General features: G+C 70.1%; 16 protein-coding genes and 4 pseudogenes. 10 read left to right on the top strand and 10 right to left on the bottom strand.

Annotated features, from left to right (window positions below; genetic code table 11):
- A partial coding sequence (ppsA, locus tag AC2VOR_RS04180; RefSeq protein ID WP_486963244.1) for a phosphoenolpyruvate synthase occupies positions 1 to 2,276 on the bottom strand: 2,276 nt, incomplete at its 3' end.
- A gap of 159 nt (positions 2,277 to 2,435) precedes the next feature.
- Between ppsA and AC2VOR_RS04175 the strand changes: the two genes are divergently transcribed.
- The gene (locus tag AC2VOR_RS04175) at positions 2,436 to 3,818 is read left to right on the top strand and encodes a WS/DGAT/MGAT family O-acyltransferase (protein ID WP_369739897.1); all 1,383 of its coding nucleotides are present in this window, start codon (positions 2,436 to 2,438) and stop codon (positions 3,816 to 3,818) included.
- Here AC2VOR_RS04175 and AC2VOR_RS04170 read toward each other — a convergent pair.
- Both AC2VOR_RS04170 and AC2VOR_RS04165 read right to left on the bottom strand, forming a co-directional pair.
- A pseudogene (locus AC2VOR_RS04170) lies at positions 3,815 to 4,518 on the bottom strand (PAS and ANTAR domain-containing protein). The gene AC2VOR_RS04175 and the pseudogene AC2VOR_RS04170 overlap by 4 nt on opposite strands.
- Before the next feature lie 82 nt (positions 4,519 to 4,600).
- Positions 4,601 to 5,047, bottom strand: a complete 447-nt coding sequence (locus AC2VOR_RS04165) for an Hsp20/alpha crystallin family protein (protein WP_369741717.1) — start codon at positions 5,045 to 5,047, stop codon at positions 4,601 to 4,603.
- A 142-nt stretch (positions 5,048 to 5,189) separates the two neighbouring features.
- Here AC2VOR_RS04165 and AC2VOR_RS04160 point away from each other — a divergent pair, with 142 nt between their 5' ends.
- From AC2VOR_RS04160 to AC2VOR_RS04135, 6 genes and pseudogenes are all read left to right on the top strand, one after another.
- Complete coding sequence (locus AC2VOR_RS04160; protein ID WP_369739896.1) at positions 5,190 to 5,543, top strand: MerR family transcriptional regulator; 354 nt, start codon at positions 5,190 to 5,192, stop codon at positions 5,541 to 5,543.
- Between the two features lie 305 nt (positions 5,544 to 5,848).
- The gene (locus tag AC2VOR_RS04155; RefSeq protein WP_369741716.1) at positions 5,849 to 6,130 is read left to right on the top strand and encodes a helix-turn-helix transcriptional regulator; all 282 of its coding nucleotides are present in this window, start codon (positions 5,849 to 5,851) and stop codon (positions 6,128 to 6,130) included.
- Between the two features lie 94 nt (positions 6,131 to 6,224).
- A complete protein-coding gene (locus AC2VOR_RS04150; RefSeq protein ID WP_369739895.1) occupies positions 6,225 to 7,406 on the top strand; it encodes a zinc-dependent alcohol dehydrogenase in 1,182 nt (393 codons plus the stop codon).
- A gap of 93 nt (positions 7,407 to 7,499) precedes the next feature.
- The gene (gene glgX, locus AC2VOR_RS04145; protein WP_369739894.1) at positions 7,500 to 9,650 is read left to right on the top strand and encodes a glycogen debranching protein GlgX; all 2,151 of its coding nucleotides are present in this window, start codon (positions 7,500 to 7,502) and stop codon (positions 9,648 to 9,650) included.
- A 130-nt stretch (positions 9,651 to 9,780) separates the two neighbouring features.
- Positions 9,781 to 11,496 (top strand): annotated as a pseudogene (locus AC2VOR_RS04140) (diguanylate cyclase domain-containing protein); the annotation flags it as partial.
- 114 nt (positions 11,497 to 11,610) lie between these two features.
- Positions 11,611 to 12,390 carry an SDR family oxidoreductase gene (locus AC2VOR_RS04135; protein WP_369741715.1) on the top strand — a complete coding sequence of 260 codons (780 nt, stop codon included), beginning with the start codon at positions 11,611 to 11,613 and terminating at the stop codon, positions 12,388 to 12,390.
- A gap of 13 nt (positions 12,391 to 12,403) precedes the next feature.
- On the opposite strand, the gene AC2VOR_RS04130 is transcribed toward AC2VOR_RS04135, so the two are convergent.
- Together AC2VOR_RS04130 and AC2VOR_RS04125 are read right to left on the bottom strand one after the other, a co-directional pair.
- A complete protein-coding gene (locus AC2VOR_RS04130) occupies positions 12,404 to 13,372 on the bottom strand; it encodes an aldo/keto reductase (RefSeq protein ID WP_369739891.1) in 969 nt (322 codons plus the stop codon).
- A gap of 22 nt (positions 13,373 to 13,394) precedes the next feature.
- Positions 13,395 to 14,441 (bottom strand): sensor domain-containing protein, encoded by a 1,047-nt coding sequence (locus AC2VOR_RS04125; protein WP_486963243.1) that lies wholly within the window; start codon positions 14,439 to 14,441, stop codon positions 13,395 to 13,397.
- A gap of 235 nt (positions 14,442 to 14,676) precedes the next feature.
- Here AC2VOR_RS04125 and AC2VOR_RS04120 point away from each other — a divergent pair, with 235 nt between their 5' ends.
- From AC2VOR_RS04120 to AC2VOR_RS04110, 3 genes and pseudogenes are all read left to right on the top strand, one after another.
- Positions 14,677 to 15,237 carry a hemerythrin domain-containing protein gene (locus AC2VOR_RS04120; RefSeq protein ID WP_369739888.1) on the top strand — a complete coding sequence of 187 codons (561 nt, stop codon included), beginning with the start codon at positions 14,677 to 14,679 and terminating at the stop codon, positions 15,235 to 15,237.
- 45 nt (positions 15,238 to 15,282) lie between these two features.
- Positions 15,283 to 15,895 (top strand): annotated as a pseudogene (locus AC2VOR_RS04115) (TIGR03557 family F420-dependent LLM class oxidoreductase); the annotation flags it as partial.
- A pseudogene (locus AC2VOR_RS04110) lies at positions 15,867 to 16,130 on the top strand (uracil-DNA glycosylase family protein); the annotation flags it as partial. The pseudogenes AC2VOR_RS04115 and AC2VOR_RS04110, both read left to right, overlap by 29 nt.
- Before the next feature lie 7 nt (positions 16,131 to 16,137).
- On the opposite strand, the gene AC2VOR_RS04105 reads toward AC2VOR_RS04110, so the two are convergent.
- The 5 genes from AC2VOR_RS04105 to AC2VOR_RS04085 all read right to left on the bottom strand — a co-directional run bounded on the left by AC2VOR_RS04105 (position 16,138) and on the right by AC2VOR_RS04085 (position 23,437).
- On the bottom strand, positions 16,138 to 19,032 hold the full coding sequence (locus tag AC2VOR_RS04105) for an FAD-binding and (Fe-S)-binding domain-containing protein (RefSeq protein ID WP_486963242.1): 2,895 nt from the start codon (positions 19,030 to 19,032) through the stop codon (positions 16,138 to 16,140).
- A 34-nt stretch (positions 19,033 to 19,066) separates the two neighbouring features.
- On the bottom strand, positions 19,067 to 20,191 hold the full coding sequence (locus AC2VOR_RS04100; protein ID WP_369739886.1) for an enolase C-terminal domain-like protein: 1,125 nt from the start codon (positions 20,189 to 20,191) through the stop codon (positions 19,067 to 19,069).
- 6 nt (positions 20,192 to 20,197) lie between these two features.
- Positions 20,198 to 21,991, bottom strand: coding sequence for a thiamine pyrophosphate-requiring protein (locus AC2VOR_RS04095; RefSeq protein ID WP_369739884.1), 1,794 nt, complete (start codon positions 21,989 to 21,991; stop codon positions 20,198 to 20,200).
- A gap of 116 nt (positions 21,992 to 22,107) precedes the next feature.
- Positions 22,108 to 23,148 carry an SDR family oxidoreductase gene (locus AC2VOR_RS04090; protein ID WP_486963241.1) on the bottom strand — a complete coding sequence of 347 codons (1,041 nt, stop codon included), beginning with the start codon at positions 23,146 to 23,148 and terminating at the stop codon, positions 22,108 to 22,110.
- A gap of 130 nt (positions 23,149 to 23,278) precedes the next feature.
- Positions 23,279 to 23,437, bottom strand: a complete 159-nt coding sequence (locus tag AC2VOR_RS04085) for a hypothetical protein (RefSeq protein ID WP_369739880.1) — start codon at positions 23,435 to 23,437, stop codon at positions 23,279 to 23,281.
- Between the last annotated feature and the right edge of the window lie 53 nt (positions 23,438 to 23,490).

Below are 23,490 nucleotides of genomic sequence, written 5' to 3'. Positions count from 1 at the left end.
GGGTAGTCCGAGGGCGCCTGCCCGCACAGGCCGGAGTGAATCCCGTTGCGGCGGCAGCCTTCCACGGCCAGGCGGATCATTTCCTTGACGCCGTCGTCGCGCTCGTCGTAGTCGAACGCCACGATCTCGCTGTCCCGGTCCACGCCGAGGGTGAGCTGGGTCAGATCGTTGGAGCCGATGGAGAAGCCGTCGAAGCGCTTGGCGAACTCGTCGAGCAGGATGACGTTGTTGGGGATCTCGCACATCGCATACACCTGCAGCCCGTTGTCGCCGCGCCGCAGGCCGTGTTCGGCCATCGTGGCCAGCACCAGGTCCGCCTCGGCGACCCGGCGCACGAACGGCAGCATGATGACGACGTTCGTCAGGCCCATGTCGTCGCGGACACGTTGCATCGCGCGGCATTCCAGCGCGAAGCCCTCGGCGTAGGCCGGGTGGGCGTAGCGCGAGGCGCCACGGAAGCCGATCATCGGGTTGGCCTCGGTCGGTTCGAAGCCGCGGCCGCCGATCAGGCTGGCGTACTCGTTGGTCTTGAAGTCCGACATCCGCACCACCACGGGCTTGGGCCAGAACGCGGCCGCGATCGTGCCGATCCCCTCGGAGAGGCGCTGCACGAAGAACTCCGCGCCGTCGGCGTAGCCGTAGGTGAGCCGCTCGATCGTGCGGCGCGCCGCGGCGTTGTCGACCTTGTCGGGATGCAACAGGGCCAGCGGGTGCACCTTGATGTATTCGCCGACGATGAACTCCATCCTGGCCAGTCCCACACCGTCGTTCGGCAGAAACGACGTCTTGAAGGCCCGGTCCGGATTGCCCAGGTTGACCATGATCTCGGTGCGCGGCCGCGACAGGTCGGCCACCTCGGTGCGCTCCACGTGGAAGCCCACCTCGCCGCGGTACACCCGCCCGGTGTCGCCCTCGACGCACGACACCGTGACGACCTCGCCGTCGGGCACGCGCGTGGTGGCGTCGCCCGCGCCGACCACGGCCGGGATGCCGAGCTCGCGGGCGATGATCGCCGCGTGGCAGGTGCGCCCGCCGCGGTTGGTGACGATCGCGGCGGCGATCTTCATGACCGGCTCCCAGTCCGGTGTGGTGATGTCGGCGACCAGTACATCGCCGGGCCGGAAGTCCGACATGCGCCCGAGGTTATCCATCCGTTTCGCCACGCCGGAGGCGACCTTCTCGCCGACCGAGCGGCCCTCGGTGAGTATCTCGCCCTCCGCTTCCAGTACATAGGTTTCCACCGTCGCCGAGCTGCGTTGGGAGGCCGCGGTCTCCGGGCGCGCCTGCACGATGTAGAGCTTGCCGTCCAGACCGTCCTTGGCCCACTCGATGTCCATCGGGCGCCCGTAGTGCCGCTCGATGGCGCACGCGTAGCCGGCCAGCTCGAGCACGTCGTCGTCGGTGATGCAGAACCGGCCGCGGTCGGCCTTCGGCGTGGGGATGTTGCGGGTCGTGTGTTTCGTGCCGCCCTGGACGAACACCATCTTGACCGCCTTGTCGCCGATCAGGCGGCGCAGCACGGCGCGGTGCCCGGCCTCATACGTCGGCTTGTGGACGTAGAACTCGTCGGGGTCGACCGCGCCCTGGACGACGTTCTCGCCCAGGCCGTAGGCGCCGGTCACGAACACGACGTCGGTGAAACCGGACTCGGTGTCGAGGGTGAACATCACCCCCGAGGAGGCGAGGTCGGAGCGCACCATCTTCATCACGCCGATCGACAGCGCGACCTTGAAGTGGTCGAAGCCCTGGTCGATGCGGTAGTGGATGGCCCGGTCGGTGAACAGGCTGGCGAAACAGCGGCGGCACGCGTCCAGCAGGCTCTCGGGCCCCGTGATGTTGAGGAAGGTCTCCTGCTGGCCGGCGAAGCTCGCTGTCGGCAGGTCCTCGGCGGTGGCCGAGCTGCGCACGGCGAGGCTGACGTCGTCGCCGTACTCGTCCTGCAGCGCGCGGTAGGCGTCCAGGATCTCACCGGCCAGGTCGGCGGGGAGGCCGGCGCCGTAGACGATCTCGCGGGCGCGTTTGCCCTTGCGCGCCAACGCGGTGACGTCCGCCGGGTCGATCTCGTCGAGCTCGGCGTGCAGCGCGTCCCAGGAGTCGGCGCGGTCCAGCATGTGCTTGTAGGCCTCGGCGGTGATGGCGAACCCGTGCGGCACCCGGACGCCCTGCTGCGACAGCTTCTGGAACATTTCGCCGAGCGAGGCGTTCTTGCCGCCCACGAGCGGCACGTCGGCGATGCCGAACTCCTCGAAGAAGCGAATGTAGGTGAACCCGGTCATGATCTGTTCCTTCGCGTCGTCGCCCATCCGCCGCGAAACCGCTCGGGCGTCACCTGATGACGATATGGCCGCGGCCGGCGCGGCACAGCTTTCGTTTGGCACCCAAGCTGAGGACTTCCGGCCCTGATCGGGGGCGCTGCCGCGGTGGACAGTGACGGGATGGAGCATCTGACCGCCCTGGACGCCGCCTTCCTGGAGGTCGAGGACGCCGACCCGCACGTGAGCCTGGCGGTGGGCGGGGTGTCGGTCGTCGAGGGCCCCGCTCCGCGCTACGACGAGTTCGTCGCGGCCTTCACGCGGCGGGCGGCGACGATCCCGCGCTGCAGGCAGGTGCTGCGGACCCACCCGCTGGATCTGCGGCCACCGGAGTGGGTGGACGACCCGCACTTCGACCTGTCGCGCCACCTGCACCGCGCTGCGCTGCCCCATCCGGGCGGCGACGCCGAGCTCTTCGAGATGATTGCTGCCCTGATGGAGCACCGGCTCGACCGCGAGCGCCCGCTGTGGGACTGCTGGATCATCGAGGGCCTCAGCGACGACCGGTGGGCCGTGTTGATCAAACTGCACCACTGCATCGCCGACGGCATCGCGACCACGCAGATGATGACGAGGTTCAGCGACGACGACGCCGGCACCTTCGCCACCGACATCGCCGGCTCCAAGGGGCAAGCGCCCCCGGGCGTGAGCCTGGCGCGGATGAGCCTGAACCCGCTGAGCTGGGTGCGCGAGATCGGGCGGGGCGCCCTGGCGGCCGAGCACGCCGCCGTGGGTGCGGCCGAGCTGACGGCCGGACTGGTGCGTCCGGCCCGGCCGTCGTCGCTGAACGGCCCGCTCACGACGATGCGGCGCTACAGCGCGGCCCGGGTCCGGCTGGCCGACCTGCAGAAGGTGTCCCGGGAATTCGGTGTGACGCTCAACGACGTTGCGCTGGCGGCGATCACGAACAGCTATCGCAGCGTCCTGCTGGAGCGGGGCGAACGGCCTGGCCACGATTCGCTGCGCACCCTGGTTCCGGTGTCGGTCCGCACGGCCGACCACTTCGCGGCCACCGACAACCGGGTCTCGGCGATGCTGCCGCTGCTGCCGGTCGACGAGCCGGACCCGGTGCGCCAACTGCGGTTGGTGCACGAACGCCTCGGCCGGGCCAAGGCCAGCGGTCAAAGCGACGGCGGCAGCGCGGCGGTGGCGATGGCCGGCAACGTCCCGTTCGCCCTCTCGGCGTGGGCGGTCCGCTTGCTTGCGCGGCTGCCGCAACGCGCCGTCGTCGGCCTGGCGACCAATGTGCCCGGGCCGCGGAGCCGGCAGCGGCTGCTGGGCCGGCGGGTGCTGGAGATCCTGCCGGTGCCGCCGATCGCCCTGCAGGTGCGCACCGGCGTCGCGATGGTCAGCTACGCCGACGCGTTCGTGTTCGGCATCACCGCCGACTACGACGCGGCATGCGACATCGAGGTGCTCGCCGCGGGAATCGAGGACGGGGTGGCCCAACTGGTGGCCGCCAGCCGCGCGCGGCGCGGCAAGCGGGCCCCGGCGCCGACGGGCTAACCCGTCTCCCGACCCGCCGCGCGGCCCTGTGCGGCGTGGCGGGCTCGCTGGTGTCCGTCAGCAGGAGGTGGTCGAACTCCGACCGGGATCTCGGGGCTACGCCCGATGCGCGGAAGTCCTCGGCGATCTGCTCGGCCAGTGCCCGCAGCTTGACGTTGGTTTCCTGCGACAACCATTTGAGCAGGTTGAACGCGGCGTCGCAGGTGATGCCATAGACCAACATCAGCATGCCTTTGGCCTGCTCGATGGCGGCGCGGCTCTCGCTGATGCGGGCCAGCTTCGCGCTGACGGCACCCTCCTTCACCTCTTCGGCCGGGGAGGTGACGTCGACGTAGAAGCCGTGTGTCCCGACCACTTCGCCGTCGTCGTCGCAGAGCTGGTCCCCGACGACGACGATGGAGCGAACTCGGCCACGAGTGTCGATGATCCGGTGGCCGGTGCTGAATGCCTGACGCGTGCGGATCATCTGGTCGAGGCTCGCCGCGACCTGCCCGCGGTCGTCGGGGTGTTTGTGCGCGAGCACCAGCTCGGTGGTCGGGGTGACGCTGCCGGGCTCGTAGCCGTGTATCCGCTGCACCTGGTCCGACCATTCCCAGCGCTGGCCGGCGAAGTAGAACCGGAACCAGCCGACCCGTTGCGGCGTGCCGCCGGCCAGGGCCTGCTCTACGTTCTCGGTGTCGCCGTTGAGATCCCATCTCATCGGTCGGCGTGGCTCTTCAGGCGCAGGGCGGGCAGGCGGCAACCGCGAATACGATGCGGCCGCCGCCGTGCCCACCCGTGGTTCAGGCGTCGATGACCTCGCGTTTGACCGTGTTGTCGTTGATCGCCGTGTTGCCGCCGCGGTCGACGGAGATCTTGCGCGGCTTGGCCTTCTCCGCGACCGGGATGTGCAGCCTCAGGACGCCCTCGCGGTAGGTGGCCTCGATCCTGTCGGTGTCGAGGTTTTCGCCGAGGACGAGCTGGCGGCTGAAGACGCCGCGCGGCCGCTCGGTGGCCAGCATCTCCCGGTTGGGGTCCAGGGCCGGCCGTTCCGCGCGCACGGTCACGACGTTGCGCTCGATGTCGATGTCCAGCGAGTCGGCGTCGATGCCCGGTAGGTCGAATTCGACGATGAAATTCTCGCCGTCGCGCCAGGCATCCATCGGCATCACCGCCGGCCGCGCCGCGGTGCCGAATACCTGTTGGGTCAAGCGGTCCAGATCACGGAACGGGTCGGTGCGCATCAGCATGGCGGTCACCTCTCACTCCTCGTCTTTCGTGGTGAAACTGCCTATCTATGCCATGTGGCATAGATTTTGTATAGCATTGTCGACACATCAACGCAACTGTGGTAGACAACTTTCCTGTATCAGCTAAATGAGGAGTGCCCCGATGCCCGACCAGCCTGGCGACAGCGGTGCGCCGGCGCCCGACCGCGGCGTGTACGGAATCTCCGTGGCCGCCGAACTCTCCGGTGTCGCGGTGCAGTCGCTGCGGCTCTACGAGCGCCACGGATTGCTGACGCCCGCCCGCAGCGATGGCGGCACGCGGCGCTACAGCGCCGATGACCTGGCCCGGCTGCAGCGCATCAGCGCCCTGGTGGATGACGGCGTCAATCTCGCCGGTATCGCCCGCATCCTGTCGCTCGAGGACGACAACGCCGCGCTGTCAGCGGACAACACCGATCTGCGGTCCATCAACCGCAGGCTGCGCGACGCGCCCCAGGCTGGCGAGCCCGCCCCGTAGCCCGAACCGCCGCAGCCCTGACCCGTGGCGCGGGCCCGCCGATTGTGGGCGCCGGCACGGGGTCGCGACGCTGCTCGCGGGCAGTCACCGGGCGGCGGCTGCCGTCGCGATGGCGCCGGCAGGACCTCGGGCAGGCCCGAACGGGTGCCGGAGTGGGGCGCTCTGCCCGCGGGCGGCGACGAATCGAGGGCTCCATGGACGATCTTGATTTCGACAGTTGCGATCTCGAGGAGACCGAGGAGTTTCTGGTCCGCACCTACGTGCCGATGCGCATCAGCGGCGTCGGGTAACCCTCCCGCGCCCGCATCCACCGCCGGTGGATTGGCTCGGTCAACTTCGCGGCCCACGTCTACGCCACCCCGCGCGCCGTGCAGGACGTGTTCCGCCGGCACCTGGACATGACGCCGATGCAGTACCTGTGGCGGGTCCGGCTGGACCGCGCGCATCGCGACCTGATCGAGTCGGACCCGGGCGCGACGACCGTGGGCGCCGTCGCCGCGCACGGGGGATTCGCCCACCAGGGCCGCTTCGCCAGGCTCTACCGCCCGACCTACGGCGGGAGCCCCAACCAGACGCTGAGCGCCTGACTCTGCGCGATCGAAAGCTTCTGCACGCCAGGATTTTTCGGGGCGCTGCAGCGGTCCTGAGTTTCGGCGCCCGCAGGACGGGTATGGGCCAGGCATGAAGGCTGTCACATGGCACGGCAAACGCGACGTCCGGGTGGAGTCGGTTCCCGATCCCAGGATCGAAAAGCCCACCGACGCGATCATCGAGGTCACCTCGACCAACATCTGCGGCTCCGACCTGCACCTCTACGAGGTGCTCGGGGCCTTCATGAAGCCCGGTGACGTGCTGGGCCACGAGCCGATGGGGATCGTCCGCGAGGTCGGTGGGGAAACGGGCGACCTGCGGGTCGGCGACCGCGTCGTCATCCCCTTCCAGATCTCGTGCGGCAGCTGCTACATGTGCGACAAGCAGCTCTACACCCAGTGCGAGACCACCCAGGTGCGCGAAAAGGGTATGGGAGCAGCACTGTTCGGCTATTCGGAGCTCTACGGCGAGGTGCCCGGGGGCCAGGCCGAACTGCTGCGTGTGCCCCAGGCCCAGTTCACGCACATCAAAGTGCCTGAGGGGCCGCCGGATTCGCGCTTCGTCTACCTGTCCGACGTGCTGCCGACCGCCTGGCAGGCGGTGGCCTACGCCGACATCCCGGAGGGCGGCACGGTGGCGGTGCTCGGCCTGGGCCCGATCGGGGACATGGCCGCGCGCATCGCCGACCATCTCGGCTACCGCGTCATCGCGGTGGACCTGGTGCCCGAACGGCTGGCGCGGGCCGCGCAGCGCGGCATTCACACTGTCGACCTGGGGCGGCTGGACGGCCCGGTCGGCGACGCGGTCCGCGACCTGACGGACGGCCGGGGCCCGGACTCCGTGATCGACGCGGTGGGAATGGAGGCGCACGGCTCCCCGGTGGCCCAACTAGCCCAGCAGGCCACCGGCATGCTGCCGGACGTGGTCGCCAAGCGGCTGATGCAGACCGCCGGAATCGACCGGCTAGCCGCCGTGCACTCGGCCATCGACATCGTGCGTCGCGGCGGGACGATCTCGCTGGCTGGGGTCTACGGCGGAATGGCCGACCCCTTCCCGATGCTGATCATGTTCGACAAGCAGGTGACCGTGCGGATGGGCCAGGCCAACGTCAAGCGCTGGGTGGACGACATCATGCCGCTGCTGACCGACGACGACCCGCTCGGCGTGGATACGTTCGCGACCCACGTGCTGCCCCTGGACGAGGCGCCGCACGGCTACGAGATCTTCCAGAAGAAACAGGACGGTGCCGTGAAAGTGCTGCTGAAACCGTGACCGGGGCCCGGGGTGGCCCGCAAAAGCCCTGTCTGCCAAAGACATTCCCGTAAGCCGGTTTGATCGCCGCGCCACTCGGGTATCAGGTGCGCCATGACGAGCGCCGAAGTACCCGTCCCCACGCCCACCGGTGAACTCTGGCCGGGCAAGGCCTACCCGCTGGGTGCCACCTACGACGGCGCGGGGACCAACTTCGCGGTCTTCTCCGAGGCGGCCGAGCGAGTCGAGCTGTGCCTGTTCGACGCCGACGGCACCGAGTCGCGGGTGCGGCTGCCCGAGGTCGACGGGTTCGTCTGGCACTCCTACATCCCCGGTATCGAACCCGGCCAGCGCTACGGCTACCGCGTCCACGGCCCGTACGACCCGGAGAACGGGCTGCGGTGCAACCCGAACAAGCTGCTGGTGGACCCGTACTCGAAGGCCATCGACGGCAGCTTCGAGTGGAACCAGTCCCTGTTCGGCTACAACTTCGGTGACCCCGACAGCCGCAACGACGAGGACTCCGCGCCCAGCATGCCCAAGTCGGTGGTGATCAGCCCGTACTTCGACTGGGGCAACGACCGGCCGCCGGGCCACGAGTACGCCGACAGCGTGATCTACGAGGCGCACGTCAAGGGCCTTACCCAGACCCACCCCGACATCCCCGACCAGATGCGCGGCACCTACGCCGGGGTGGCGCACCCGGTGATGATCGAGCACCTCAAGAGCATCGGAGTCACCGCGATCGAGCTGATGCCGGTGCACCACTTCGCCAACGACTCGACCCTGGTCGACAAGGGTCTGTCGAACTACTGGGGCTACAACACGATCGGGTTCTTCGCGCCCGACTTCAAATACTCCAGCTCGAAGTCGCCGGGCGGACAGGTGCAGGAGTTCAAGGCGATGGTGCGCGCCCTGCACGAGGCGGACATCGAGGTCATCTTGGACGTCGTCTACAACCACACCGCCGAGGGCAACCACATGGGACCGACGCTGTGCATGCGCGGCATCGACAACGCCGCCTACTACCGGCTGGTCGACGACGACAAGCGCTACTACATGGACTACACCGGCACGGGCAACAGCCTCAACGTCGGGCATCCGCACGCGCTGCAGCTGATCATGGACTCGCTGCGCTACTGGGTGCTGGAGATGCACGTGGACGGATTCCGTTTCGACCTGGCCTCGACTCTGGCCCGCGAGTTCTACGACGTGGACCGGCTGGCCACGTTTTTCGAACTCGTGCAACAGGATCCGACGGTCAGCCAGGTCAAGCTCATTGCGGAACCGTGGGACGTCGGGCCGGGCGGCTATCAGGTGGGCAACTTCCCGCCGCAGTGGACTGAGTGGAATGGCAAGTACCGCGACACCGTCCGCGACTTCTGGCGGGGCGAGCCCGCAACGCTCGACGAGTTCGCCTACCGGCTGTCGGGGTCGTCCGACCTCTACGAGCACACCGCGCGCCGGCCGGTGGCCTCGATCAACTTCGTCACCGCCCACGACGGGTTCACGCTGCGCGACCTGGTGTCCTACAACGAGAAGCACAACGAGGCCAACGGCGAGGACAACAACGACGGCGAGAGTCACAACCGCTCGTGGAACTGCGGCGCCGAGGGGCCGACCGACGACGCCGACGTCAACGAGCTGCGCGCCCGCCAGCAGCGCAACTTCCTGACCACTCTGCTGCTGTCGCAGGGGGTGCCGATGATCTGCCACGGCGACGAACTCGGGCGCACCCAGGACGGCAACAACAACGGCTACTGCCAGGACAACGAACTCACCTGGATCGACTGGGACGGCGCCGACACCGGCCTGCTTGAGTTCACTCGCACCGTGTCGGCGCTGCGCGCCGAGCACCCGGTGTTCCGCAGGCGGCGGTTCTTCTCCGGCAAGCCGCTGGGCCGGCGCGGCCAGGACGGCCTGGCCGACATCTCCTGGTTCACCCCCGAGGGCACGGAGATGACCGAAGAGGACTGGGGCGCCGGGTTCGCCAAGTCGGTCACGGTGTTCCTCAACGGCCACGGCATCCCCGACCGCGACCCGCGGGGGCAGCGGGTGGTCGATGACTCGTTCCTGCTGTGCTTCAACGCCCACCACGAGCCGATCGAATTCACCCTTCCGTCAAAGGAATTCGGGGCCTCTTGGCAGGTGGTGGTGTTCACCGGGCCGGAGGAGAGGACTCCGGCCGACGAGGTTCCCGGGGGTGGCAAGCTGACCGTGGAGGCCTACGCTGCCGTGGTGTTGCAGGCCCCGGAGGGCGCCTGACGGCCCTCGTGACGTTCCCTCCCGGTCGGCGCGACATCGCCGCCGCCCCGTGTGAGATTTCGTCACGAGGTCACCGATCTCCCCGGTTCGACGGCCCCGACCTCGGTGAGTGCCGCACAATGTCGATGCCATGGATCCCCACCCCGACGCGCGTCTGCAGGCGTCGCTGGCCCGGTACGGCCGGGTAGCGGTGGCGGTGGCGCTCGCCGTCGCCGTGACGGACTGGGTGGGCTGGGCGAGCGGCGTCGAGCCGTTGACGCGGATCAACCCGTCGTGGCCGCAGATGACGCCGTGGACCGCGCTGTGGCTGGCCGCGCTGGCGGCCGCGGTCGCGGCGCAATCGGGACGGCCGTCGCGCGCTCGGGTGTGGGCCGGGCGCGGCCTGGCCGCGGCGGTGGGCGTGCTCGCCGCCGCGGTCCTCGCCGAGTACGCGACCGCCCGGTCGTTCGGCCTGGACGACGTGTGGTTCACCGCAGCGGTGCGCATGCTGCAATCGTCCTGGCCGGGGCGCCCGAGCCCGCAGACGGCGTGGGCGGTGCTGCTGGTGGCCGCCGCCGTCGGGATGATGCGGCTGGACCGCGGGACCTCCGCGGCCTGGAAGTTGTGCGTGGCGGCCGGCGGTGCGATCGCGTTCGTGTCGGTCGTGGCCTACCTGTTCGACGCCGTGTCGCTGGTGGGCGTCACGCCATCGACCGGCCAGTCGATCTCGACGGCGTTGACCCTGGTACTGGTGGTCACCGCCGCGGTGGCGGCCCGGCCCGACCGGTTTCCGCTCGCCTGGCTGCTCGCCAGGCCCGACCGGCGCTCGCTGGTCCGGCTGATGGGGATCCTCGCCGGGTTCCCTGTCGTCGTGGCGCTGTCGCGGGCGGCGTTCCTGGCGGCCGGCCTCGGGGCGCACGCGGAGTGGACCCTGTCGATCGTGATGGGCACGATGATCGTCGGCGCGGTCACGTTCTACCTGAGCCAGCGCGAGCAGCGGGTGCTGATCGAGAAGGAGCAGGTCAGCAAGCAACGCGCCGACGCCGAGGCGCGCTACCGCCTCCTCGCCGACAACGCCGTGGACATCATCGTGCACCTGCGCGGCAGCAAGATCGGATGGATCTCGCCGTCCGTGGAGGCCGCCCTGGGCGGGCCGCCGCGGCAGTGGGTCGGCACGGACCTGAGCAGGTGCATCCACCCGGACGACATGGACACGGTGGTGGCCGTGCTGGGCGGCACCGCCGTCGGCGACTCGGTGCTGCGGCGTTTCCGGGTCCGCTCCACCGACGGCGACTACCACTGGATCGACAGTCACGCCAAGCCCTACGTCGATGCCGACGGCAACGCCGACGGGATGATCGCGGCGCTGCGCATCGTCGACGATCGGGTCGAGGCGGAGCAGCGGCTGGAGCGGTTGGCCCGGTTCGACAACCTGACCGGGCTGGCGAACCGGGCCGAGGCGATCGACCGCCTGGAGTCGGCGCTGCAGCAATCGCCGACCCTCGGCGCGCAGCTGGGCATCCTGTACTGCGACGTCGACCGCTTCAAGGACATCAACGACACGTGGGGCCACGTCGTGGGCGACGCCGTGCTCACCACCCTGGCGGCCCGGATTTGCGAATGCGTCCGCGAAGGCGACACCGTCGGGCGGACGGGAGGCGACGAGATCCTGGTCCTTTTACCCGGCATCGAAAGCATCGACGCGGCCGCCCAGATCGCCGAGAAGATTCGCTCGCGGGCCGCCGAACCCATCCAGGAATCCGGGTGCACGATCGTGGCGACCCTGAGCATCGGCGTGACCATCGCCGTGCCCGGGGAGGCGGTCACGTCGATCACGGCCCGCGCCGACGCGGCGATGTACCAGGCCAAATCGGCCGAGGGAACGCCGTCATCCGCATCTGAGCGGGCGGGGCACCGCGATCCGGTAGGTTTCTCGCCAGTGGTTGTGTCGTTACAGAAAAGGGTGAATATGTCACGGACAGTGGTGGTTGGCGCCTCGAGCGGCCTCGGGCGCTGCATTGGTGTCGGCCTCGCGCGGCGCGGCGATCAGGTGGCGCTGCTGGCCCGGCGCCGGGAGCGTATCGAGGCCGCTGCTCGGGAGGCGGGAGCCGGCGCGATCGCCGTGGAATGCGACGTCACCGACGAGGCATCGTGCCGGTCGGCGATCAGCTATGCCGCCGACGCGCTCGGCGGCATCGACAACCTCGTCTACACCCCGGCCGTCGGGCCGCTGGTCCGCATGGTCGACACCGACGCCGATACGTGGCGGCGGATCTTCGACACGAATGTGATCGGCGCGGCCCTGGTCACGGCCGCAGCGGTGCCGTACCTGACGGCCCCTGCCGGCACGGGGGCCGGCAAGGCGGTCTACCTGTCCTCCGACGCGGGAACGTTCGGGCCGCCCTGGCCGGGGCTGGGGGCCTACGGCGTCAGCAAGGCGGCGCTGGAGCGCCTCGTCGAGGCGTGGCGGGCCGAGCATCCCGACATCGGCTTCACGACGCTCATCGTGGGGGAGTGCCCCGGCGGCGAGGGCGACGCGGCGACCGGGATGAACATCGGCTGGGACGTGGACCTGGCGATGAAGGCCGTGCCGCTGTGGGCGTCCCGCGGCTGCATGCCCGGCAAGCTGATGCCCGTCGAGGATCTCATCGAGATCGTGCACACGATCCTGCGCACGGACGCGGCGACGTCGATGCCGCTCGTGGTGGCCCGCGGCGCGCCCGCCGCCACCGCGGCGTTCACCGACTCCGCCCAGCCGTAGCGCCGGCGGCGGCTCAGCGGCCCAGCTTCTCGCGGACCTTGCCGGTGAGGAAGCGGCCGGCCGAGACCGGTCGGAACGCGCGGGCGGCGGCGGTGAGCGCGTCGCGGGCCTGGGCGGGCAGCTCGACGTCGGCGGCGGCGACGTTGAACTCGAGCTGCTCGACGCTGGAGGCCCCGGGGATGGCGACGACGCCCGGTAGGCTGATCAGCCACGCCAGCGCCACCTGGGCCGGCTTGGCGCCCACCTGCGCGGCGACGTCGCGCAACGTCTGCAGCAGCGGCTCGATGCGGCGCAGGTTCTCGGTGCCGAACAGCGGGTTGAGCGCGCGGATGCCGCCGGGCCGGTTTTCCAGGCCGTATTTGCCGCCCAGCAGGCCCTGGGCCAGGGGGCTGTAGGCGATCACGACGCGGTTCTCGCGCTCGGCGAACGGCACCAGGTCCTCGAGTGCGCCGGCGTGGGCGAGCGAGAAATGGACCTGGTTGCTGATCACCGGGCGGCCGAGCGCGGCGTCGGCCTTGCGCCACCGCGCCAGCGAGTAGTTGGAGACCCCGGCCGCGCCGATCCTGCCGCGCTCCAGCAGGTCACGCATGCCGGGCATGATCACCGAGTCCGGGAACACCGGGTTCGGCTGGTGGATCTGGTAGAGCGGGATACGATCCAGCCCCAGCCGCCGCGCGCTGGCGGACTCGCGCTGCCTGACCACGGCGGGGAAGGGGGCGACGGGCATGATCTTGCTGGCCACCGCGACCTCGGCCCGCTCGGCACCGAGCGCCTCGCCGAGGATGCGCTCGCTCTTGCCCAGCCCGTAGACCTCGGCGGTGTCGAACAGCGTCACCCCCAGGGCGCGGGCTCGCCGCACGATGTCACCGGCGGCGCCGGAGGCGTAGCGGTCCCCGTAACCCCACTCGCGCGACCCGAACTGCCATGTGCCCAGGCCGATCCGGCTGACGCGTCCGACCCCGTCGACGTCGACATATCGCATGCGCCCACCCTACTGGCCAGCGCTACCGGGGGATCTTGTCGAGGATGAAGTTGGCGATGCTCACCGCGGACTGGCGCGGGATGTGGCCGTCGGTCGTGCCGCTGCAGGACACGTAGAGGTCGACCACGACGTTGGACCGGGCCGCGATCGCCCGCACGGAGCGCACCTGCAGCCCGCGCGGCACCAGGTCCAGCCTCGTGATGCCGTCCCCGGCGTCGGCGGGCTCGCCCAGCGAAAACGGGATCGCCTGCCCGCCGGGAAGGGTCACCGCGACGGTGGAGCCGCCGCACTCGCGCCACCCGGACAGCAGGTTCGCCAGCTGCGACTGGGCCGCGGGCGGGTCGCGGAAGGCCGCGACCGCCAGGATCGCCTGCGTCGACTTGAGGAAGCTGCGCGTGTCGGAGAACTCCGCCGCGCGGTAGCCGAAGATGGAGCCGGCGGTGTAGGCGTCCGGGGTCCCCGGCGCGACGCTTCCCCAGCACTGCGGGCGGTCGATGGTGCCCTCCCGGTCGGAGCGGGCCGGATGGTCCCACGTCTGGCCGGCCACGAGGTTCTGGTCGCCGGTGATGTTCTGCAGGTCGCTCAGGCCGGGCAAAAGCGCGCCCACGGCGTTCGGCGCCACCGTGGGCACCGGCGCGGCGGTGGTGGCGGGCGCGCCGGGCGCCGCGGTGTGGTGCGAGGTGGAAACGGCCAGCGTGGCCCAGGCGATCAGCGCGAACACCGCCAGCGTGACGAAGGCGTACGACAGCGCCACGCCGGCCACCGCGCGGCCGTGGCCACGCTCGCCGCTGCGCCGGATCTGTGCGAGCGCCACGTGTCCCAGTAGCGCGCCGACGGGGGCGCACAGGAACGCGAAGATCAGCGACAGCGTGGCGACCGCATTGACGGGCGCCGGGTAGGGGGTCACCGGCGGGGGCGGGAGCACCGGCGGGCCCGCCGGCGGGCCCGCGGGTGGGCCGGCGTACGGAACCCGGCCGAGCGGGTCGTAGCTGAACGGGCCTTGGCCGTAGGGAGCCTGGCCGTAGGGAGCCTGGCCGTAGGAGCCAGAGGAATCGTGGGGAGCGCTCACTGCGGTGCCCTCCTCGGTGTGGGTCCTGCCGCGAATGTATCCGACGGAGGGCCGTGGTGCGCCAAGGATCCGTCCGCGATCCTCCCGGAAAGTTGCTGGGCACCGGCCGCGGGACGTCCGCGAATCGTGGTGCGACCGGCGCCGGGAAGGTTTGGCATCGGGGGCGACGGGTAGCCAGAACGGGAGCGCGCCAACAGCCCGGCGCGCGAGCCACGACCATGCAGGGGAGGACACCATGGCTCGATCCACCATCACGTCGCCCACCGATGTGATCGACTTTCTCGTTAGCCAGCACGAGCAGATCAAGTCGCTGTTCGCCAACACCTTGGCGGCCTCCGGCGAGGCCCGGGAGAAGGCCTTCGTCGATCTGCGGCGGCTGCTCGCCGTGCACGAGACCGCCGAGGAGGAGATCGTGCACCCGCGGGCCAAGCGCAAGCTCGCCGAAGGCGCCGAGGTCGTCGACAAGCGCCTCAAGGAAGAGCACGAGGCCAAGACGGTGCTGCAGAAGCTGGAGAAGCTCGACGTCGACAGCGAGGAATTCACCACGATGCTGACCGAACTGCGCGACGCCGTCGTCGAGCACGCGACCCACGAGGAGAAGGACGAGTTCGCCAAGCTGGGCGAGCAGTTGGACGGCGCGGAGCTCGAGAGCATGGGCCGTGCCGCCAAGCTCGCCGAGGCGATCGCCCCCACCCGGCCGCACGCCGGAGTGGAGTCGCAGGTCGCCAACCTCGTCGCGGGACCGTTCGCGGCGATGCTCGACCGCGCCCGCGACGCCATCACCGGCAAGGGTTGATCTACAGGGTGTTTCGCACCCGTCGGCAGGGGTAGGCCCAGGGGCATGACGTCCCTGGGCCACTTCCTGAGTTGCGAGGCATTCACTCCCGACGAGCTGGTGCACCAAGCCGCGCGCGCCGAATCCGCCGGCTTCGAACGCCTGTGGATCTCCGACCACTTCCACCCGTGGAACGACAAGCAGGGCCAGAGTCCCTTCGTGTGGTCGGTGGTCGGTGCGCTAGGCGTGTTCGCTGCCGATCACCACGGCGGTCACCTGCCCCATCGTGCGGATCCACCCGGCGGTGATCGCGCAGGCGGCCGCGACCAGCGCGGTGCAGTGCAACGGGCGGTTCGTGCTGGGCCTGGGCACCGGGGAGGCGCTCAACGAGCACATCACCGGCGAGCACTGGCCACCCGCGGGCACCCGGCTGGAGATGCTGGAGGAGTCGGTGGAGGTGATGCGCGAGCTGTCCACCGGCAAGCAGGTCAGCCACACCGGGCGGTCCTTCACGGTGGAGAACGCCCGCATCTACACGTTGCCCAAAGCTCCTGTCGCCATGTATATCTCGGCCTTCGGGCCGCGCGCGGCGCGCGTCGCCGGGCGCATCGGCGACGGGTTCCAGACGATGATGCCCTCGAGCGAGCTGATCGGTGCGGCCGCGGGTGGTCGTCTGCCTCGGCGCGACCGCCGCACAGTCGCTGTTGGGGAAGGCGTTTCGGGTGTCCGCCCACCGCGGCGAGGTGCTGGAACCGCCCCCCGAGGTCGAGGAGGCGGTGGCCCCCGGGCAGGCGCCCGCCATCGTGGCGACGGTGCACCCGTCGGCGGTGCTGCGCGACCGCAGCGACCGCCACGACGAGGCCTACACGCCGTTCGTCGACGACCTGCGGGGCGCGCGGGAAGCGCTCAGATAGGGCGATCTCACCCGGGCGGCGGCAGGGCCCGGGCGAGCACCTGTGCGGTGTGCACCGGGTGCCGGCCGGAGGCCAGTTCCCGGATCTGGGTGCGGCAGCTGAACCCGTCGGAGATCACCAGCGTGCCGGGATCGGCGTCGCGCAGGGCCGGCAGCAGCTTGTCCTCGGCGCAGGCCACCGACACGTCGTAGTGGCCGTTCTCGAAGCCGAAATTGCCTGCCAGGCCGCAACATCCGGCGTCGAGGACGTCGGCGTGCACCCCGGCGCCGCCGAGCAGCTCGCGCTCGTGGGTGCAACCCAGCAGCGCATGCTGATGGCAGTGCTGTTGCACGATCGCTTCGGTGGCCCCGGCGCTGACCCGGGGCGGCTCCCAGTCGGGGGCCTTGTTGGCCAGCAGGTCGCCCAGGGTGTAGGTCTGATCGGCCAGCCGATGGGCGTCGGTGTCGTCGTACAGCAGTTCCGGCAGATCGGAGCGGAACACCGCCGCGCAGCTGGGCTCGAGCACCACCACCGGCGTGCCGCTGCGCAGCGCCGGGCGGAGGGTCGAAAGCGTGCGCTGCAGAACGCGTTTGGCGACGCCGAGTTGTCCGGTCGAGATCCAGGTGAGCCCGCAGCACACGGTCCGGCGCGGAACCTGGACCTCGAAGCCGGCCGCCTCGAGCACCGCGACGGCGGCCTGCCCGACGGCGGGGTCGAAGTTGTTGACGAACGTGTCGGGCCACAGCAGCACCCGCCCGGGGGTCGGGGCGTTGACGCCGACCGGCCGCCCGGCGAACCACGAGCTGAACCGCTGCGGCGCGAAGTTCGGCACCTCGCGCTGCGGGGCGATGCCGCCGGCCTTCTTGAGCAGGCCCGACAGCGCGGGCGCGTGCGACACGGTGTTGAGCGCGCGCGGTGCCACCGCGGCCAGCCGCGCCCACAGCGGAATCCAGCCCATCGAATAGTGCGCCATCGGCCGGAACCGGTGCCGGTAGTGGTGGAACAGGAATTCGGCCTTGTAGGTGGCCATGTCGACGTTGACCGGGCACTCGCTGCGGCAACCCTTGCAGGCCAGGCACAGATCCAGCGCGTCGTGCACCTCGGTGGAGCGCCAGCCGTCGGTGATGACGTCGCCCTGCAGCATCTCGAACAGCAGCCGCGCCCGCCCGCGGGTGGAGTGCTCTTCCTCTCCGATGGCCCGGTAGCTGGGGCACATCACCCCGGATTCGTGGCCGCGGCACTTGCCGACGCCCATGCAGCGGGCCGCGGCGCGCGCGAAGCGGTGGTGGTCGTCGGGGTAGGCGAACATCGTCTCGGGCTCTGCGGGAAGGTAATCCACCCCCATGCGCAGGTTCTCGTCGAGCCGGTAGGCATTGACGACCTTGCCCGGGTTCATCCGGTTGTGCGGGTCGAACAGCGCCTTGACCTTCTCGAACGCCCCGACGATGCGGTCCCCGAACATGATTCCCAGCAACTCCCCGCGCGACTGCCCGTCGCCGTGCTCACCGGACAGCGAGCCTCCGTAGTTCACGACGAGCCGCGCCGCCTCCTCGGCGAACTCCCGGTAGGCGGCCAGCCCCTGGGCGGTCCACAGTACGAACGGGATCCGGGTGTGCACGCAGCCCTGCCCGAAATGCCCGTACAGCGAGGCGTCCCCATAGCCGTAGCGGTCAAGCATCTTGAGGACCTCGCGCAGGTAGTCACCCAGCCGGTCCGGGGGCACCGCCGAATCCTCCCAGCCCGCTAGGGTTTGGCGTCCGTTGGGCGGGAACGCGGTGGCACCCAGCGCGGCCTCGCGGGCGGCCCACACCTCCTGCTTGCTGCCCGGGTCGTCCAGCACCGTGGTGTCGCACTCGGCCATGCCGTGCAGCGCGTCCAGCATCGCCTTGGCCTTGCGGTCGGCCTCGTCCTGGTCGTCGCCGTCGAACTGCACCAGCAGCCAGGCCCGCCCGTCCGGCAGCTGTCGCAGCGCCTTCTCGGCCAGCCGCCGGGAGTGCTCGAGTTCGACCAGCCGGTCGTCCATGCCCTCCAGCGCCGCCGGCTGATGCTCGAGGATGGCCGGCACCGCGTCGGCGGCCGCGGGCAGGTCCTCGAAACCCAGGACGGCCAGGGCGCTGGCCGCGGGCACCCGCACCAGGGTCAGCTCGGCGCGCAGCACCGTCACCAGGGTGCTCTCGGAGCCGACCAGAGCCTTGGCCACGTGAAAGTCGTTCTCGGGCAACAACGAATCCAGGTTGTAGCCCGAAACCCTCCTGGGGATGTCCGGATACCGGGACCGGATCTCGTCGGCGTACTCGCCCGCGAGGTCCTTGAGGCCGCGGTATATCTCGGCGCGCCGGCCGCCCTCGCCGACGATGCGCGCGAACTCGTCGTCGCCGGTCGCACCGACCCACATCCGCAGCCCGTCGTAGGTGAGCACCTCAAGGCGGCGCACCGAGTCGACCATCTTGCCGTAGGCCTGCGCGGTGGAACCGCACGAGTTGTTGCCGATCATGCCGCCGATCGCGCAGCTCACGTGCGTGGAGGGCCGGGGACCGACCATCCAGCCCGACGACCTCAACCGGTCGTTGAGCGCGTCGAGCTTGATGCCGGGCTCCACCACGGCGATCCCGGCGTCGGTGTCGACGGAAACCACGCGGGTGCAGTACTTGCTCCAGTCGAGCACCACCGCGGTGTTGCAGCACTGCCCGGCCAGGCTGGTGCCACCCCCGCGGGACAGCACCGGCACGTCGTGGCGGCGGCAGACGGCGACGGCCTCGGCCGCGGCCTCCGGGGTGCGGGGCACCACGGCCCCGATGGGCACCTGGCGGTAGTTGGAGGCGTCGGTGGAATAGGCTGCCCGCGAGCCGGGATCGAAGCGGATCTCCCCGTCGACGTTGTCGCGCAGGTCGGCTGCCAGTGCGTCCAACAACTTCGCGGTCACGCCACCTCCTGGTCCCGCGGCAACTCGTTGCGGCTCAACTCGTCCGGTACTTCTCGATGTCACCGGCGCGAAGGTTGAGCCCGTGGCCCGGCGCGTCGGGGTCCGGCCGCATCAGCCCGCCCTGCGGCGAGACCGTTCCGTCGAACGCCATCTCCTCGATGCGGACGTGGTCGTGGAAGTACTCCATGTGGCGCAGGTTGGGCGTGGCCGCCGCGGCGTGCAGATGCAGATGCGGTGCGCAGTGGGCGGAGATCTCCAGGTTGTGGGAGGCGGCGACGGCCGCGACCCGCAGCCACTCGGTGATCCCGCCGCAGCGCGAGGCGTCGGCCTGCAGGCAGTCAACCGCGCCGGCCTGGCACATGCGGCGGAAGTAGATCAGGTCGTAGCCGTACTCGCCGGCGGTCACGTCGGCGTCGACCGCCTCGGCGACCAGGCGCAGCCCGTCTAGATCGTCGGAGGAGACGGGCTCCTCGAACCAGTGCACGTCCAGGTCGGCCGCGTCGGCCATCAGGCGGACCGCCTGCTTGCGGGTGTATCCGCCGTTGGCGTCGACGTAGAGTTCCACCGCGTCCCCGACCATCTCGCGGGCCTGCCGCATCCGGGCCAGGTCGCGATCCAGGCAGGTGCCCCACGACTCGCCGATCTTGATCTTCACCCGTGGGATGTCCAGCCGCTGAGTCCAGCGCAGCAGCTGTTCGCGCAGCTGCTGCTCGTCGTAGGTGGTGAAGCCGCCGCTGCCGTACACCGGGACCGCGTCGCGCAGCGCCCCGAGCAGCCGGTACAGCGGCAGCCCCAGCAGCCGCGCCTTGAGGTCCCACAGCGCGACGTCGATCGCCGAAATAGCTTGCCCCGCAACGCCGGGCCGGCCGATGTTGCGCACCGCCTTGATCATGGTGTCGGAGGCGCCGGTAACATCCAGCGCGTTGTGGCCGACCACCTCGTCGCTGAGCTTGCCCTCGATGAGATCGGCGCACACCGGGCTGCCGTAGGTCCACCCCGTGCCGACCTCGCCGTCGCAGTGGACCTGCACCACGATCATCGTGGTCGAATCCCACGCCATCGTGCCGTCGGCTTCGGGGGCGTCTGTCGGGATCGTGTAGGCGCTGACGTTCAGGTCGCCGACCGCGGTGCTCTTCTCGGCCAGTGCTAAGGAGGCCATGCTTTCTCAGCTCTTCTTGTGCGGCAGGAACTCCTGCGCCTTGGTCTTCAGGCCCACCATCGTGAAGCCGATCCGGTCCTCGTCGCCGGACAGGAAGGCGGTGGTGGTGGCCTTGAACTGGTCCCAGGTGGCGTGCGGCGGGATGGGTGGCATGTTCGGGTCGGTGTGGACGTCCATCACGGTCGGACGATCGGCCGCCAGCGCCTCGCGCCAGGCGTCGGCGAGTTCGTCGGGATCTTTCAGGGTCATCGCGCCCAGGCCGAGGCTGGACGCGAACGCGGCGAAGTCGATGTCGGGAAGACTTTGGGACTCCGTGAATTTCGGAGCTCCCGCCATGGCGCGCATCTCCCAGGTGACCTGGTTGAGGTCGTTGTTGTGCAGGATCGCCACGATCAGGCGCGGGTCGGCCCACTCCTTCCAGTACCGCTTGATCGTGATGAGCTCGGCCATGCCGTTCATCTGCATGGCGCCGTCACCGGCGAACACGATGACCGGCCGCTGCGGGTGGGCGAACTTCGCGCCGATACCGTAGGGAACCCCGGGTCCCATCGTGGCCAGGTTGCCCGACAGCGAGCCGCGCATGTCGCCGCGGAACTTCAGGTTGCGCGCGTACCAGTTCGCCGACGACCCGGAATCGGCTGTGACGATGGCGTTCTCGGGTAGCTGTGGGGACAGCTCGTGGAACAACCGCATGGGGTTGATGGGGTCGGCGCTGACCTTGGCCTCCATCGCCATGGTTTCCCACCAGCGGGTCACGTTGGCCTCGATGGTCTCTCGCCACTTGCGGTCCTCCTTGCGCCGCAGGTGCGGGATCAGCGCCTTCAGTGCCGACTTCGCGTCGGAGACCAGGTTCACCTCGTTGGGGTAGCGCATGCCGATGAACCGACCGTCGACGTCGATCTGCACCGCCCGGCACTGGTCGAAGTCGGGCAGGAACTGCGTGTAGGGGAAGCTGGAGCCGATGGTCAGCAGCGTGTCGCAGTCGCGCATCAGCTCGTAGCTGGGCCGGGTGCCCAGCAGGCCGATCGACCCGGTTACCCAAGGCAATTCGTCGGACAGCACGTCCTTGCCCAGCAACGGCTTGGCCGCGCCGGCGCCGAGCAGGTCGGCGACCTGGGCGACCTCCTCGTGCGCCCCGCGCGCGCCGCTGCCCACCAGCATCGCCACCTTGCTGCCCGCGTTGAGCACCTCGGCCGCCCGCGCGATGGCGGCGTCGTTGGGGTCGATCGACGGCCACTCGACGCCCAGGCTCGAGGGCACCATCTTGAACTCGTGGGTGGGCGGCGAGTACTCCAGCTCCTGCACGTCGGCCGGGATGATCAGCGCCGTCGGGGCGCGCTGAGCCATCGCCACCCGGATGGCGCGGTCCAGGACGTTGGGCAACTGCTCCGGGACGGTGATCATCTGGAGGTAGTCGCTGGCGACGTCCTTGAACAGCGACATCAGGTCCACCTCCTGCTGGTAGGACCCGCCCATGGCGCTGCGGTTGGTCTGGCCGACGATGGCCACGACCGGGACGTGGTCGAGTTTGGCGTCGTAGAGGCCGTTGAGCAGGTGGATGGCGCCCGGCCCCGACGTGGCCATGCACACGCCGACGCGCCCGGTGAACTTGGCGTAGCCGCACGCCTCGAAGGCGCTCATCTCCTCGTGGCGCGACTGGATGAACTGCGGCTCGTTGTCCGCGCGGCCGAACGCGGCGAGGATCCCGTTGATGCCGTCGCCGGGGAATGCGAAAACGTGCTCAACATCCCAGGCCCGCAGGCGCTCCAGCAGATAGTCCGCAACGTCTTTCTTGGACATCGGTTCTCCTCCTCAATCGAAATACTTCTGGCCTAGCTAGTGCGAAGTGGCCGAACGAAAAAGCGGGTGGTGTGCCGACGCGCGTGGGCGCGCCGACCCGGCGCCGTCACCGGCGATCATCGGCCCCGCCGGCGCAGCAGCCGCGCCGCCGCCCCGACCCCGGCGGCGAGCGCGCCACCCGCCGCGCTGCCGAGCAGGCCGTGGTGCTGGGACGCCCACAGCTGGAAGCTGCGGGCAGACGACCGGTCGTCGAAGATGCCTTGGGCCCCGTAGTCGCGGCGGCCGCTTCCGTCGGCCGGCTCCCACAGGTTGGCCGGCTGCCCGGCCGGCCGGGGGTCCTTGGTCTGCTGGGAGTCGAACCCGGTCCGCGCCAGATAGCGGTCCAACAACCCGGGCGCGAGGGCGTTTCCGACCAGCGTCGCGGCCGTGCTCCCCCCGACCCAGTACTCGCGCCGCCGGGGATGGTCCGCGGCGTGCAGCACCGCCCGCGCGGCCACCTCGGGTTGGTAGATCGGCGGAACCGGATGGGCCTGGCGCGGCAGCCGCGACAGCACCCACGAGAACTGCGGGGTGTTGACCGCCGGCATCTGCACCATGGTGACGCGGACCTTGCTGCGCTCGTGCAGCAGTTCGCAGCGCAGCGATTCGTTGAAACCCTGAATCGCATGCTTGCCGCCGCAGTAGGCGCTCTGCAGCGGGATGCCCCGGTAGGCCAGCGCCGAACCCACCTGCACGATGGTTCCGGAGTTGCGGGGCCGCATCCGGCGCAGCGCCGCCATGGTGGAGTAGACGTAGCCGAGGTAGGTGACCTCGGTGACGCGGCGGAACTCGTCGGGCTCTATCTCCCAGAACGGCGCGAAGACCGACGTGAACGCCACGTTCACCCAGACGTCGATCGGCCCGAAGGCCCGCTCGACTTCTTCGGCCGCCGACTCGCACTGCCGCAGGTCGGCGACGTCGGTGGGCACCGCGTAGGCCTTCCCGCCGGCGGCCTCCACGTCGCGAGCCGCGCCGCTCAGCCCCTCCTCGCCGCGGGCGAGCAGTCCGACCTGTGCGCCGCGCGCGCCGAACGCTCTGGCCGTCGCACGTCCGATGCCCCCGCTCGCGCCGGTGACGACCACGGTCTGGCCCGAATGGGCTGCCCTCGTATTTCCCACAAAGCGCCGGGTACCCGCACTCGATGGCGTTATTCCTCGATTTTGCCGAAGCCGCCCCGCACCCGGCGCCGTCTCGACTACGGGTGCGAGACATGTTGTATCCCTTACGCTCTGGGGTGGGTTCGGCGCGTCAGCAGTTCGGCGTTTGCGCCGCGGCCGCGCCGGGTGTCACCTGTTCTTTGAGCCAGGTGTCGACGTCGGGGCCCAGCACGACCGCATGGTCGGGCGCGTTGGGCCGGGCCCGCCGTCGTGGGAGTGCGACAATGCGTCCACCTGGGGTCGCCGGCATGGGTTTTGAAATCCGCCGGAGGCGGTATCCGAGCCCAGGGCTGCCGCCGGTAG

It is taken from the genome of Mycobacterium sp. TH-M103 (assembly GCF_057473785.1).
This window is presented reverse-complemented; position numbering and strand designations above follow the sequence as displayed.

Bases quoted from the DNA above. Each gene is read 5' to 3' on its own strand.
- AC2VOR_RS04130 (WP_369739891.1), bottom strand. From the start codon at position 13,372: ATGCGATATGTCGACGTCGACGGGGTCGGACGCGTCAGCCGGATCGGC.
- AC2VOR_RS04100 (WP_369739886.1), bottom strand. From the start codon at position 20,191: ATGGCCTCCTTAGCACTGGCCGAGAAGAGCACCGCGGTCGGCGACCTG.
- glgX (WP_369739894.1), top strand. From the start codon at position 7,500: ATGACGAGCGCCGAAGTACCCGTCCCCACGCCCACCGGTGAACTCTGG.
- AC2VOR_RS04160 (WP_369739896.1), top strand. From the start codon at position 5,190: ATGCCCGACCAGCCTGGCGACAGCGGTGCGCCGGCGCCCGACCGCGGC.
- AC2VOR_RS04095 (WP_369739884.1), bottom strand. From the start codon at position 21,991: ATGTCCAAGAAAGACGTTGCGGACTATCTGCTGGAGCGCCTGCGGGCC.
- AC2VOR_RS04165 (WP_369741717.1), bottom strand. From the start codon at position 5,047: ATGCTGATGCGCACCGACCCGTTCCGTGATCTGGACCGCTTGACCCAA.
- AC2VOR_RS04150 (WP_369739895.1), top strand. From the start codon at position 6,225: ATGAAGGCTGTCACATGGCACGGCAAACGCGACGTCCGGGTGGAGTCG.
- AC2VOR_RS04120 (WP_369739888.1), top strand. From the start codon at position 14,677: ATGGCTCGATCCACCATCACGTCGCCCACCGATGTGATCGACTTTCTC.
- AC2VOR_RS04175 (WP_369739897.1), top strand. From the start codon at position 2,436: ATGGAGCATCTGACCGCCCTGGACGCCGCCTTCCTGGAGGTCGAGGAC.
- AC2VOR_RS04085 (WP_369739880.1), bottom strand. From the start codon at position 23,437: ATGCCGGCGACCCCAGGTGGACGCATTGTCGCACTCCCACGACGGCGG.